Source organism: uncultured Bacteroides sp. (genome assembly GCF_958445495.1).
Classification (GTDB): Bacteria; Bacteroidota; Bacteroidia; order Bacteroidales; family Bacteroidaceae; genus Bacteroides.
In genome coordinates this window covers 19,072-34,019 of the sequence record NZ_CAUCSQ010000024.1, presented here as the reverse complement: position 1 = coordinate 34,019, position 14,948 = coordinate 19,072, and the positions used below count along the sequence as shown (strand labels likewise).

The following is a 14,948-nucleotide window of genomic DNA, read 5'->3' as shown; positions in this document are numbered from 1 at the left end:
GATTCTTATTTAACATTATAATACTTACATCAATCTGTCATTCCACAGAAAAAGCTACATGCACGATACTACGGCTTCCTGCTAAAATGTCTTCCGGTATTTCCGGACAACGGGTATAGACCGAAACATCTTCCGCATCACCTTTCACAGTCCACTTCATAGTAGTAGCAGTCATTTCAGTTACGATATAAGTGTTCCAACTCCCATTGTCATAATCATATTCACCGGTCAAGACAGTTCCCAGTTCATCATCTTCCTCAACCTCGAAACTTCCGGTAGATTCATGTGAATACATACTTCCCATATTCTCATACATCACAAAGGTATGCTCTTTCCGGTCAAAAGTGATATATACATATTGTCCTTCTTCCAAAGGGGCACCTCTCCATTCCGTAAGCATCCACGTGCCATTCAAGGAAGCGTAGTTCACTTCCAAATAAGGAACGGAAACCTCTTCGTCATTACTGCAAGACGCAACCGTTAATGACAAACAAAAGCACAACGCTATTATTCTAAAGAAAAATTTCATATCAATCAATTGTTTAAATGTGTCTTTTCTAACAAAACTTATTCTAATTCAAGGCTTATTTTCAACATTCTTTCCGAAGGAGAAACCGAAATGCCCTCCAGTAAAACGGTTACCTGGATACTTTTATCGCCAGTGGCAGGCAATTTACTGCCATCGACAGAAATCAGCAATTCTCCCGTTTCCGAAGCTTCCAGTATTTCCGGCCTGGTATATACTGTCATGTAAGGCGGCAATGTTTCTTTTGCCGCAGTCACTTTGACAGGTTCCGTTCCACCGTTGATGCAGGATATGCGTTCTACTCTTTTAGCCGTAGGAAACACTTTACCGAACTTCACCGTTTTCCGGCGTAGATAAAAACTTCCCATCGCATAACGGTAATCCTTCCATAAAACAGCGGACGGGGTCACTTTACCGACAAGCGCCAATACTGCTAACGGAGAATTGCCCGAAATATCCGTATAAACGAAAACACGTGAATACAGCTTCCCCGGATGTCCTAACGGATTATAAACCACCTTTATTCCGGTCGTTTCATCCGGAAGCAAAACCTCCTTTTGTGCTACAGCCTCCGTACACCCGCACGAAGTCCGGATTTTTGTCAGGGTGACAACCTTATCACTTATATTCTTACAAATGAAGGTATATTCTTTCGCCGGTTCATCTTCGGATAATATGCCTACATCGATTTCCTTACTGGTAAATTGGAGTATGTCATCCCCTTGCGGATATAGCTTCGGTGTTATTACGCTATCCAGCTCCGAACGTGAGACAACTTTCTGTGCATACAGGGAAGCATGCACAGAAAGTAAAACTCCGCATATAATAAGCCATTTCATCTCTATAACCGAATGAACTGTTTACATCCACCCTTCTCCCGTAGATTGACGTACGGTTATCACAAAACTTTGTTCTCCACCGTCGCTAGTCGCTACATTCGCTTTCGTAATGCCCGGAGCAAGCGCTTTTACCTTCAATACATTATCTTCCAGAGTAACAGAAGCAATATTATTGTCGGCAACCGTACATCCCGTTGCAATCACTCCGGACTGCAATATGCGGCTTAACTCAATCAGTTTAGTCCCGCCGGTAACGATATAGACATTAGGAATGCGCATCGGTTGCCCTCCGAAAGAGGTTCCGGCAACGTTTTCCAATACCTTCCGGGCATCAATCAAACCACCGATTTTTCCTCTGTACTGGGAAAGATTGAGTTGGAAATGGGGTGCTGCTTCGCCTAAACTGGACCATCCGTACCAATAGGATTTAACTCCCGAAAGTCTTTCGTCCAATGAGTTTACAGAGTTCAACAATAATTCCCGATAATCTTCCGCCCGGAAATGTTTGTGTAATTTCGCAGCATACGACAAGCCCAATGCTGCAACTCCCGAAACATGCGGACAAGCCATTGATGTCCCTTCCAGATATCCATAAGCGCTTCCGTTAGAATTTCCTCCCATTTCCAGGGCACTTTCCGGCATCGTGGAAAGTATCAGGGCTTTCTCGTTTCTCGTCCCTTCGCCGTCACCGCCCGGTGCGGTTATCATATTCTCATTTCCACTCGGAGTACTGTAATTGGAATAAGGAGCAGGAGTACCGTCCGGACCAATGGCCGCCACCGATATAAAATCCTTATACGCCCCCGGATAACTTGACATCGGGGCATATTCATTACCGGCTGCGAATATTATTACACCACCCTCAATCACTCCGTTCGGGTCACCGGCATTATGTAGAAAATATTCCATCACCTCTTTTTCCAAAATAGCCTGGCTCGCCCATGACTCATCAGAGGTTGGTCCCGGCGTATAGGAAGAAGAATTCGCACGTCCGGAGTTATATCCCCAACTACATTGCAAGATGACCGCACCGTTGTCAGCAGCATACTTCACTGCCTTAGCCTCAGCCAGCATCGTCGCTCCCTTGTCACCGGAGAAAACCTGGCAGGACATTATTTTCACTCCGCTATCGGAGTCGCCCGTTCCTCCGGCAACACCGCAGACTCCCTTACCATTATTATTAACTGCCGCAATCGTACCGGCAACGTGAGTTCCATGTCCCGTGTCATTGGGATCACTCCAAGTTATCAACCCGGTCTCTTCCACAAAATTATACCCATGAAGGTCGCCTGCATATCCGTTACCGTCGGCATCATTGAGCGAACCGATGCTTTCGCCTTCATTCACCCACATATTGGCTTTCAAATCTTCATGTTTGTACATCACACCCTCGTCCAATACAGCCACGATGACAGAAGGGTCTCCTTGACAGAGTTCCCATGCCTCATCACAATTCACATCATATCCGGAATAATCGTAAGAAGGAAGATTATCCCCTTCTGTTCCAAGTATGGTACCGTCATTGATATAATGCCATTGCGATGAAAGCTGCGGGTCGTTAAACTGATAATTTCCTTTAGCGGACAGTGTCCGTGCAGTTCTCAAAGTTTCCTCACTGACCCGTTTTCCACGCATTTCGGGATTATATGCCCTTTTAATCTCCCGGTTAAACTCTACCGTAGCGACTTCTGCAAGGTTCGACATGTCGCGGGCTACCTGCATCGGATCAGCCTCCTTATCGAAACGGACCAGATACCACAGGTGGAGCCCGCTTTCGCGCGTACGTTTTTCATTCTTCGTATCTACGGGAAATACGCGCTCAAATTTATAGGCGCCGGCAATATCCAGAATTTCATCGACAGAAGGAATGCTGGAACGTGTCATTCCACCTTTTCCGGGTAAAGCACCCGCCTTGTCAAGTATATCGGCCACTTCGGGTTTGAACTTGATGAACAATTCTCCTCTGACGGCATCGTCCGGCAGATTTACAATAGGAGCCGTTTCCTTCTGCCCGGTTCCCGATTCCGGTAAAACGGAATCGGAACAGGAGTAGAAGAATGATGCTGTAAACAATACGGCAAGCAAATATATTTTCTTCATTGTTGTACTTACAATTTTTTATTCACAATTAATAACCTTATTCCGTAATCTTGGGTTCTCTGCCCGGATACATCTCATAATAGTAATCGAGGGTCTGCGGTTCATTGTCAAATTGCACTTTCTGACCTTTCGAGTTAATAGCACCGGATTCTTGTGTGAAAATCATGGAGTACGGATTCCAAAATTCCAAATAAGGATGATACAATATCCATTTAGGAAGTTCTCCCGTCAGGAAATTCAGGTTAATAGAAAGCTCTTTCATTTTCGGCCATACCCTCGGTGCGCTCTTATGAGTTTTTTCATCATCTTCCAGCAGGTACTTCTTCGCATCCTCCAAACTGATGGTATCTCCCTTGAAATAAGGCATCTCCTTGATATACTCTTCCGTATAGGGTTCGATATTCATCCGAAGCAACTCCTCGTCGCTAGGCAGCTCACCTTCCAGCAAAGATACAGAAATGGAAAGTACTTCCAGATTTTCCCATTGCAACAGCATCTTGAACGTGTTGGCATCATTTGCGGAGTTGTACGGATAATCCTTACCAAACCCGGTTTCCCATCGGAAGCCGATTTCATCTCCGTCAACCTTCGACAGGTCATATCCTGTGAATTGACGTCTCAACGAATTCATCTCCAGTCTCTTCAAGTTCGGGAAGTTTTGTTTGTTCAAGTTCGTAGGCCACTTGGCAAAGTTATTACTACTCAAGTCAAGAGCTTCGAGCTTGTCACTCCTGAATCCTTCCGGTAAAGACACCAAACCATAAGCACCGATAGTCAAACGTTTCAGATATGAATTTTCGGAATTCATCAATTCACAGATTTCTTCTCCAAGCTCAATATCTTTAATTTCCCGGTTGGCATTACTGAAGAATATGAGTTCTTCCGCATACTTTAACTGTTTGACTTGATAAGGAATAGTCTCTTTGGTACTGAATAACTGGAAAGCTGCAGAACGCACCCGTCCTACCATTTCGGCAGGAATACGTTCTCCGTCAATCTTATCACTGGCTTCCCACAATTTTACATTCTCCCAATGGCGCATATTTTCACTGGTATCCCAACCGAACATGCCATTCAGCTCTTGATAAATAGCAAGTACTGCCAAAGAATCACCGGCTCTGTCATCTGTCAGTTCCGGCGCTTTCTTTTGTACGACCTTCAACACAACCGGTTGTGCCTGTTCGGCTCCGGACTCCGTTTCGGCTGTATTTTCAGGCATAAAGGTAATCTCTGCCGTCCTCTCATTTTTGTCGTCCATATTGATAGACCATTCAAAGCGTAACTTACCGGTACGGGGCCGGTCTCCATAATCCAAATCGATTTTCTGATCTTTATCGAAAGTCAGCCAGTTCACTCCTTCCGGAATAATCACATCGAAATTAACATTAGCAGTTACAGTGACTTCAAAATAACGTTTTTCGTACTCTGCCGTATTTTCCAACGTAATCTCATCTTCGTCAAGAACAATTTCTTTAGCATAACCGAATTGTTTGACTTTCAATATTTTCATTTCGCCTCTCTCTGCCATGAAACGCACTTCGGTTTCCCGCAGATGGTCTACCACAGAGGAGTCTGCCTTGATTTCACTCACGCCGGAACCCACGCCGTTTCCCGGCTGCAACTGCAACCAGGATGCTTCCGTACTGGATTGCCATGATGCATCCGTAGAGATTTTAACCAACTCTGTCCCTCCGTTTTCACCTATGGTTATCTCTTCCCGGTCTATCGAGAAGCCGGTCACTGCGACTTCCTCATCATCTTTACAGGAAACGAGAATACCTGACAGGACAAGTATGCTTAGCAGATATTTAATTCCTTTTTTCATATTCTTCATTATAAAATGTATCATACAAATTATCTTCTCTTATTCTAAATCCAATGCATCGCAACCACGGATATCCTGCGTAGAATCGTAAATCAAGTTATACATTCCCGCTTCGATATAAGGACATACGGCGGACAGGTTAATCACAATCTCCGGATTATCACTTATATCAAGATTATAAATCAAGTAAGAGATTGTTTCCGTATCAGCCACTTTTCCGATGTCATTGCTACCCAGATACAAAGCCCTCAGCCCTTTATGTTCGGACACACTCGCCGGCCATTCCTTGTAAATACGGTTACCGTCTTCATCCCTTTGTCCGCGAATACCGAGAACTGTCAGGTAAGAGATATTCAGCGCACCGTAAGGGAATGCCGAGAAACGGTTCCAACTGACATCCAGACCATACAGGTAAGGCAAGGTTTTACCATTGAAATCGTCCGGTAATTCTTTCAGACGGTTGTATGTCAAGTCAAGAGTTGTCAACATATAAGTATTTTTCCCGGTCAAGTCTCCCTTTTCAAAGGTCGCTATTAAATTACCGCTCAAATTTAATTCCGTAATCGGAGAGCCGGAAGCGAACAGGCCTTTTGGGAACCTAGTCAGCCGGTTATTGGCTAAAGATAAAGTTGAGACATTGATTCCCTGATAATCATCCGGTATCTCCGTAATCTGATTATTGGAGAAATCGACCGATTTCATCGTGTATATAGAGTTCACATCAAAGAAATCCGGGAACTCGGTAATTTTATTATGAGAGAAAGATAAAGTTTCCACATCAGCCATACCGCAGAAAGTGGTTTCCGGCAGTGTCGAGATTTCATTGTAATCAAATGCCGCCTGTACCAGATTTACCTTTTCCGTAAAGGAAGGCAGAGAAGTCAGCTTATTGTAAACGCAGTCAATCTTACTCAATTTCTCAAGATTGCTGACACTGGCAGGTAATTGGGAAATATTGTTATATCCTAAATACAGAATTTGCAGTTTTTTCGCATTCTCCGTACCAAACCATTTCTCAAGACCGGCATTGATATCGTCAGACTTCCATTGTTTGTTCATTGCCAGATTAACCTGAATCAATTCAGGCATCTTGCCGAGCACATCAGGGAATCTTTCCAGTTTGGGGCAATTATAGATTTCCAAATCCGTACAAGCTGTGAGCCCTGCCATACCGATAGCTCCGGATGCGATATCAGCCCCTTCCGAGGTTTCATCCGGCAAATCCGTGATAGGAGCATTGGCAATATAAAGAACTTCCAACTTTTTCAGCTTACCGATAGCAGGATGGATACCTGTAATCCCATTCGTATAATCTCCCCAATTGACGTCAAACAGAGAAATTCCTCCGCGACTCTTAGGAGCAATTGACACTCCTTTCTCTTTCATGCCCCACCGTAATGGTTCGGAGAAATCACTACGAAGGTCATGTTTTACAACATTATCCATATAGTCGTTACGAATAATTTTCAGGTTTTCTTCCGTCAGATTTTTCATAGCTGCAGAAAGCTCATCATGCTGGGGACGCATCAGATCATTGTGAGTACCCAGTGCCAGAGATTCCAAAGCCGTCAGTTCACCGATTTGTTCAGGTACCATTCCTTTCGGGCCGAAGTCGCCGATGGACATAGAAATGACACGTCCTTCCGAATTCAGACTTACTCCCGGCTGGTCTCCCCAAAGGTCGACATCCTTATCGAAATTCCAGTTAACCCCTCTGGCGTAGCTCTCACCGACATAAGACCACTCCTCTCCTTCCATTTGTTCCCAAATGGCTTTCAGAGCGAGATAATCCTTTATATAGTCGGCTGACTCATGCAAGGTCACCGGAATATCTACATCCATTTCCTTGTTATCAACAATGCTGAATTTGATATTCTGCGGTGTCCCCACTTCCAGGGTCTTAGTCTTGGTCTGTTTTGTGAAACAGGAAACGACCTGGTATTCGCCGGCTTCAAGAGTAATCAAAGAGTCAATTACCACATAAGAAGTTTCTTTTCCCTCATCATTAAAGTCCTCTTCATATTCCACTTCCATATTCTGCAACGAAGTACTGATTTTAGTTGCAAGGTTTTTCACCGTTACATCTACCAAAGCAATGCTGGTAAGCGGATACTGTGTTTCTCCCTCCGCTCTTGTCTGTATGGCGGAAAGGTCTTTTGTCAGACGGAATTTCACTTTTCCCCGGGCAATCGTATTTATCACCAAATCCTGTACATTCAGGCCGCCTTCCGTTATTGTAAAATTGGTTGGAACGGAAGGCTCTCCGGCATAGATGGACTCTTCTACCTTATTATATAGATAATAACCAATCAAAGTATATTCTCCGGACACCAATTCCAGTTTATCCGAACGCAAACCGTATTCCGCACTTTCTTCGTCATAAGCGTGTAAGCTCAGGGTATATGAAGATACCATCTCATTTTTCTTCAATACGACTTTCACTTTCTTCGCATCGTTCAAAAAGTCCAGTTGATCGCTTGAAGACCGGGAAGAGGCCTGCTTCTCATAAGAGGCTTCTTTATAGAGTTTAAATTGAATATAGCCATTCCCTGCACTTTGAACGAGCTCATCATCATCGGAACACCCTGCCATCCAGACAGAAGTCCCCAACAATAGAGAAATACACAGGAACCTGGCTAAAAAGAATGTTAGTTTCATATATTGAATTTGTTCTATTATTTTTTAATTGATTACAGCCAATATGCAATACTTTTTATTCACAACTGATAATCAGCACCTTCTTGTATATCTGATTGGAATCCTTGAATCCGATTATTATCGACTTATCGGTAGTCAGATTAAGGGTAAAGCCTGAAGCATTCATTCCCAGTCCCCAATCTTCAGTATCCACATCCCCCATCGAGAAATCCATGGCAGTGACCGCTTTCTCCATGCCTTCCGACGGATTCCATTCTTCCATATCCAGCAGCGGGTCAATGACTAAAGGAGTATTGCCCGTGACATCTACTGAATAAATCTGCGATTCTTTTACAGAAAATTCCGACATGATAAAAGCAATGATATCCGGATTTGAATATCCTTGCTTACAAGGAATATCTTCATACGACAAAGCATCTTTGATGGTAAATCCTCCGGACAGGCTTTCACCCGCTTCTTGTTTGAAATTCCAGGCTACGTACTTCTCATATTCCTCTCCAATAGACATATAATCATCACTTAATGCCATATCCGGGTCTTCCTGCATATCATTGACATATACAGATTCGGGAATAGTCAAAATATAGCCATCTCTGGCAGCTCCTGTATTCAAATCCACTGAAGGAACGGAAAGGTTTCCTTTTTTGTCATCCTCGACCTGGAAGAACTCATTCATAGATTCCGGTGCTAAGACGGTTAACCCGTGTTCTCCCGATACAAAACGTATTACCTCATATTTATAGTCTTTAGCGGCAATCTTGATATTCAAAGGGAAATTTTCCTTCTCCGTTTCACCCACATCGCCGCTTAAAGAACCCGACCAATACAAATCACCTTCACGGGAAACATTCCAATTCCAGACATTGGAAAGAGATATCTCAATATCTTTTTCTCCCATACCGGCATATTTAACCGGGAAAGAGTAAGAATCGGCTCCTTGCCTGCCGGTAAAAGCCAACACTCCTTCTTGGGCGGAAACTTTATATTCGTCCTTCACAGTCATTTCAATCTCATATTCACGATTGGCATCCCCCTGCAAAGGCAATTCGGTTATCGCCAACCACTCCGGCGACTGTTCCAGCGCCCAATCGAAATTAGCTTTCACCGTAATCGTTTTCTGAATCCCGCTCTGGCTCATTGCATAGGCAATCTCAACCGGATGCTCATCGTCATATCCGTCTATCACAGGTGTTTTCGCCCCACGGACAATAGTTGCAATTACCTGTGAAACCCCATTTATGGATAAGGTTAACTCTGCCGTAGACTCTTCAAAATTCCAAATTTCATCAGTCACTTTCACTGTCACCGTATTTTCTCCGGCAAGACCGGCAACCATAGGCAACTCCTCACTTCCAGACACGAACTTACACCACAAACGCGAAGAAGAAAGCGTCCATGCCGCTTCCGCGTCAAACGTCAGTTTTTGCTCCTCCCCTCCTGCGGTAAACGACATTTTCTGTACCTCCGGAAAGGAAGGTGAAACGTTTTCATTATTTTCATCGGAACAAGACTGCAAGGGAATAATACCGCATGCAAAAATGCAAATTCCTACCAACCAATTTATACTTCTCATACGAATCATTTTTATTGTCCTAATTCAGCCTTTAATTTCTTGTATTCAGCTTCACTAATCCATTCAACAATACTTATATAAGTACCGACCGTACCTACATTCTCAACATAGAATGTCATATATTGCAAAATAAAATTCTGACATACGTTGAAATAAGAGTTGACGCCATCCGGTTCTTTCACACGCAATTTGTCATCTCCCCAAACACTTCCTGCGAATGCTTCCGCTGTCGTTCCCACAACTTGCGGTTCCCATTCCAGTATAGGTTCAAGAGGATTTTCCGTATTGAATGTCACTTTGATATCATAGCCGTCATACAAATAATCGGGTAATATGATGGTATTGGGAGCGTCTTCTGAATCCGTACTGACTTTTGTTTCCAATAAACGTACCGAGGTCTGCTGCATGTAATCGTCAAAAAAGGTGGAAGTCAGTTTGGCATATCCCGTAAAAGTATCCAGACTAAAAGGACATACTTTCTGCAACACTACTTTAGTATCTGTTCCATAGATGTCCCAAAGCTTGCTCTTGTCAGCAACCAGCCGAAGCATCACCCCGATAGAATCCGTATCCTCAAAATTACTGAAATAACCGCGTAACCTCACTGAAGAAGACAGTTCACCAGCCTTTATCGTCACATTGTTTGAAGCCAAATCATAATGTTTGCCTTCAATAGCATTACTTCCTTCATCCACAACCTCCACCGCATACGTACGGTCATAGTCACAGGCAGTAGTTACAGAAACAGGAACGTCATAATACGTTTCATCATCCTGAATCGCCAAAGTCTGGAGCGTGTCTGCAAACATAACATAATCGGGGCCCTTATAGGTCACATAACTCTCGTTACAACCGGTTAACAACCCCAACAGGAAAGACATGACTCCAAATCTTAATAAATATCGTTTCATTGTTACTTCTTTACTATTATAAGATTATTTATTACTTTCATTCGGTTCGATTTGCGAACCCGGAGCATCAATCTCATGCTGTGGAATAGGCCAGACAAACAACGGATCGTCTGCATCAATCTTCAGATTATTGCCGTTGTCGATTGTTTGTGTCTGCGGTTCACGTTCAAAACCTCTTCCCCAACGTTTCAGATCATTCAAACGGAAACCCTCCATAAACAATTCACGTACCCGCTCATCGCTGATTTCATCCAGCCAAGTATCTTGGTCTAACACTGCTGAACCATAGTTCTTATAACGAGCCTTGCGCAATATTGTCAAATCGTCCGCCGCCTTTCCAAAATCATTTTTACGACAATATGCCTCAGCACGAATCAGATATTGTTCTGACAAACGGAATACTTTCGGCATATTCACATGCAACAGGTTGTAGCTCTCAAAAAATTCCTGATTACCGTGATATTTGATAAGTAACGGACACGTCAATCCGTGCGCATAACCTGTCTGTACGCTGGCAAAGAAAGTGCTGTAACGGAGATCTGTGGAATCATACAATCCCAACGCCTGGTTACCCGGAACATAATCGGGCTTATACGAACTATAATCATAGTTCAAGAAAACCTGTCCGAGCTTTCCCCCATATGAAGTACCCGTGAATCCAACTTTCCAAATGATTTCCGTAGCTTGGTCGTACATCCACATATAGGCATAGTACGAATAGTTGCCCGTATAGATTGCACTCGCATCCGACAGCAGGAATTTACCGCTGTCAATCACTAATGAAGAATACTTGATTGCATTATCCCAGTCCTGCATATACAAATAAACACGAGCCAAAAGGGATTGCACCGTATAATAAGTAAAGTAGGACGTATTATAAAACTGGATATCTTCCTCATCATCCTCCGGCTCCAGAAGTTCGGACGCCTTCTCCAAATCACTTAAAACCAACTGATAAGATTCTTCTAAAGATGCACGTTTTATCACCCCTGCATTCGAATAACTAGTCACAAGAGCTACTCCCAGTTCATTCGAAGCCGTAGCAGGGTCATAAGCCTTACAGAAACATTTAATCAGTTCCGAATAGGCCAGAGCCCGGGCAAAATAAGCTTCACCTTTATACTGTTGCAGCTTTTCATATTCCGTATCATCTACTATCGTATTCTCAAATTTCTCGATTTGTTCGAAAAAGAAGTTGCAATTGCCTATCACTGCATACAAAGCTCCGTAAACAGCCTCAATATCCGTATTGGTAGGAAGAATATTCCAACGCCAGATATCGCCATACACATTCGAATAACCGTTAACCGCATACACCAGGTCTGCTTGGATATCAGGCAACAGGGTCAAATTTCCACTATACAAATAAGAACTTTTAAATGCGGCATAAATACCGATAATAGCCTGATTAGCCTCCTCAACTGTCGTGATGGCCTGATCAGCCTGAATCGAATCAGTAGGATATTTGTCCAGGCAGGAAGTAGTCAGCAGGCTGGCTGCTACAGCCAATATATATAACTTAATCTTTCTCATCATTCTATACTTAGCATATTAGAAATTTAATTCCATACCTATGGAAAACTGGCGCGTCATCGGATATTGTGCCTGGTACAGGTTACTGTTCGTTTCCGGATCAAGTCCTGTAAACTTAGTAAAAGTCAGCAGGTTCTGTCCTTGTACATATACACGTGCCATACTGAAGAAGCGTGTCTTATCCATCCACTTCTTGGGGAATGAATAACCAATCATCAGGTTTTTCAAACGTAAAAAAGACGCATCTTCAAGAAAACGGGTGTCAAATTGCGGAGTAATACCATGACGGGGAATATCCGTTATATCTCCCGGTTTTTTCCAACGGTCATACAGCAAACGCTTGGATTGGTTATAGCCCGTGTACAACCCGTTACTCTCTTCCATCAAACGGTCGTTATTAAATATCCAACGGTCGGCCATCCAACTGAATTGTGCCGACAATGACACTCCTTTCCAAGATAATGTGGTCCCAAAACCTCCTTGCCAAGGCGCCATAAAGCTCTTTCCTGTCATTACTTTATAGTCCTCGCTGAACTCGTTAGTTATTTCTCCGTCAGCAGTGTACCAGAGCGCATCACCGTTTGCCGGATTCACTCCGGCATAACGGGGAAGATAAAATTCCGTCACCGGATGTCCTACTTCCAGCTTGATTGCCGTAGTGCTGACCGTGTACTCATCAACACCGTTATACAACTCCAACAGCTTATTCTTATTGTAAGAAGCATTCAGGTTTACATTCCAGACAAAATCTTTTGTCCGAATGACATCGGCATCCATAGACAACTCAATACCGCGGTTCACCATCACCCCGACATTATCCCAGCGAGAGCCATAGCCGCCATTGGCATAACTTTCAGGTACTTCCATCAACATATTGGTAGTCTTCTTGTTATAAAATTCCGCACTGAAATTCAAACGGTTCCAAAAACCCAAACGGATACCGATGTTCGTGGTCCACAGCTTTTCCCATCCTAGTTGCTCATTACCACGTTGGAGGGGAGCAATTCCGGCCTCACCTATATAATTTACACCGCCGGACACCAATGCCAGATGATCATAATCCGGTATCGAAGAATTACCGGAAGTTCCGGTACTGAATGTTATCTGCGCATTGGTAAGCCACTTATATTGTTCCATAAAAGCCTCCCGGCGCAAATTCCACATCAAGCCGACAGACCAGAATGTAGCCCAACGCCCTTGCTCGCCGAAACGTGAGGAAGCATCGGTACGCAAAGAAAAATCCGCATAATAACGGTCTGCATAGTTATATTCGCCGCGCCCGAAGAAAGACAAATAGCCGTAGCTTGTCGTATTATCACTCCAACTCGTAGCCCGCGTGCCGGACAAGACATTGGTTAACTTGTCGTTATTCTGGCCGGCTGTTATCACCTGAAAACCGTCGGAACGGTAATCGACACCTTCTTGTCCAACCATGAAATTGAAATTATGGGCCTGGTCTACATCGAAACGATAGTTTACAGTATTGGTAACCGTAAGGTTTAATATATTTGCCGACGCACGCCCTGCCGAACCGGAATTATTATTGATTATATAGCTGGGAAAAGATTGCATAAAGCTGCTTGAGTGTGAATAATCCGCTCCAAACTGAGAACGGATTGTCAACCCCTCAATAGGGGTTACCTCTGCATACACGGTAGAGATAACTTTATATTTCTGATGTGTTTGCGGATTATTCTCCATCCATTCTATCGGATTCTGTCCTGTCCCGGTCCATTCACCTTTAGTTTCGGACGCCAATGAACCGTCTTCCTTATAAGGATTCCAATACGGGAGCATGAAACGGGAAGCTATAATCGGCGTGTAAAGCATATAAGAACCATCCATAGCCTGTTCGATTTCTTCATAAGCCAACATCGTATTGGTTCCCAATTTCAACCATTCCTTTGCACGGTTTTCTACATTGGCACGAATGTTGTAACGACGGAAATCCGACCCGGTGGTAATTCCATCCTGGTCGAAAAAGCCGCCGGATACAAAATAATTGGTTTTATCCGTAGCGCCGCTAACGGAAAGTTCATAGCTTTGCAAAGGAGCACTGTCGTCATAAACAGCATCCCGCCAATTAACATCCGTATTTCTCACCTTATTATAATAATCATCACCCGCATCCAAACCTATTTCTTTTTCATACTGAATACGTTCCGCAGTATTCATTACATTCCAGTCATTGCCGGTCAACTGGGAGACCCCCCATTGGGCACGCAAAGTTACCCTTGCCGCGTCCGTGCTACGTCCCCGTTTAGTAGTAATAACCACTACCCCATTAGCGGCACGGGCACCATAAATAGAGGTAGACGAAGCATCTTTTAAAACAGAAATAGATTCGATATCACTAGGACTGATTGCATTGAAATCCGAACTGGAAATAGGAACTCCATCCAATATAAATAAAGGTGAAGTACCCGAATTGATGGAATTCGTTCCACGAATCTGGAAGGTGGCAGCCTTACTAGGTTCACCGGAACCAGACACAACGGTCAACCCCGGAGTCTGTCCTTGCAACGCCTGATCAAAACCGGCAGTCGGAACACTCTCCAACTTTTCAGATTTTACCGTTCCCACAGAACCGGCGATAGTCCCTTTTTTACGGACACCATACGCAACCACAACAACCTCGTCAACCAGTTGAGAATCATCCTGCATGGTAACATTCAATACACCAGTCTGCGAGGTCACTTTAAACTCCTGCGACTGCATACCTACATACGAAAAACTCAAAATGCCATTGTCACCTTGAATTTGAATCAGGTAATTACCGTCTATATCGGTAATTACTCCATTTGTAGTCCCTTTCTGCAAAATCGATACGCCAATCAGCGGTTCGTTTCCAGCTTTGGAAACCACCTTTCCTTTGACTAAGAAACCTTGAGCTAAAGCTGACTGGATACCGAATATTGCCCCAAAGACTACTCCCAAAAATAAGCCTTTCATCTTTCAGGTTTAATATAAATATGATAAATAA

The 14,948-nt window shown here is 43.6% G+C and carries 9 protein-coding genes; all 9 read right to left on the bottom strand.

Features of this window, described 5'->3' with window-relative positions; genetic code table 11:
• Positions 1 to 37: 37 nt before the first annotated feature.
• The 9 genes from Q5076_RS10040 to Q5076_RS10000 are packed head-to-tail and all read right to left on the bottom strand — an operon-like array spanning position 38 to position 14,917.
• Positions 38 to 529 carry a lipocalin family protein gene (locus Q5076_RS10040; protein WP_303012875.1) on the bottom strand — a complete coding sequence of 164 codons (492 nt, stop codon included), beginning with the start codon at positions 527 to 529 and terminating at the stop codon, positions 38 to 40.
• A 38-nt stretch (positions 530 to 567) separates the two neighbouring features.
• On the bottom strand, positions 568 to 1,365 hold the full coding sequence (locus tag Q5076_RS10035) for a DUF1573 domain-containing protein (protein ID WP_303012873.1): 798 nt from the start codon (positions 1,363 to 1,365) through the stop codon (positions 568 to 570).
• 21 nt (positions 1,366 to 1,386) lie between these two features.
• Complete coding sequence (locus Q5076_RS10030; protein WP_303012871.1) at positions 1,387 to 3,465, bottom strand: subtilase family N-terminal domain-containing protein; 2,079 nt, start codon at positions 3,463 to 3,465, stop codon at positions 1,387 to 1,389.
• A 37-nt stretch (positions 3,466 to 3,502) separates the two neighbouring features.
• Positions 3,503 to 5,290: a hypothetical protein gene (locus Q5076_RS10025; protein ID WP_303012870.1), complete on the bottom strand. Its 1,788-nt coding sequence runs from the start codon at positions 5,288 to 5,290 to the stop codon at positions 3,503 to 3,505.
• A gap of 39 nt (positions 5,291 to 5,329) precedes the next feature.
• On the bottom strand, positions 5,330 to 7,948 hold the full coding sequence (locus Q5076_RS10020) for a DUF4458 domain-containing protein (protein ID WP_303012869.1): 2,619 nt from the start codon (positions 7,946 to 7,948) through the stop codon (positions 5,330 to 5,332).
• 55 nt (positions 7,949 to 8,003) lie between these two features.
• Positions 8,004 to 9,521 carry a DUF5003 domain-containing protein gene (locus Q5076_RS10015; RefSeq protein ID WP_303012867.1) on the bottom strand — a complete coding sequence of 506 codons (1,518 nt, stop codon included), beginning with the start codon at positions 9,519 to 9,521 and terminating at the stop codon, positions 8,004 to 8,006.
• Between the two features lie 11 nt (positions 9,522 to 9,532).
• A complete protein-coding gene (locus Q5076_RS10010) occupies positions 9,533 to 10,432 on the bottom strand; it encodes a DUF4984 domain-containing protein (RefSeq protein WP_303012865.1) in 900 nt (299 codons plus the stop codon).
• A gap of 24 nt (positions 10,433 to 10,456) precedes the next feature.
• Positions 10,457 to 11,968: a RagB/SusD family nutrient uptake outer membrane protein gene (locus Q5076_RS10005; RefSeq protein WP_303012863.1), complete on the bottom strand. Its 1,512-nt coding sequence runs from the start codon at positions 11,966 to 11,968 to the stop codon at positions 10,457 to 10,459.
• Between the two features lie 15 nt (positions 11,969 to 11,983).
• A complete protein-coding gene (locus Q5076_RS10000; protein ID WP_303012861.1) occupies positions 11,984 to 14,917 on the bottom strand; it encodes a TonB-dependent receptor in 2,934 nt (977 codons plus the stop codon).
• Positions 14,918 to 14,948: the final 31 nt, after the last annotated feature.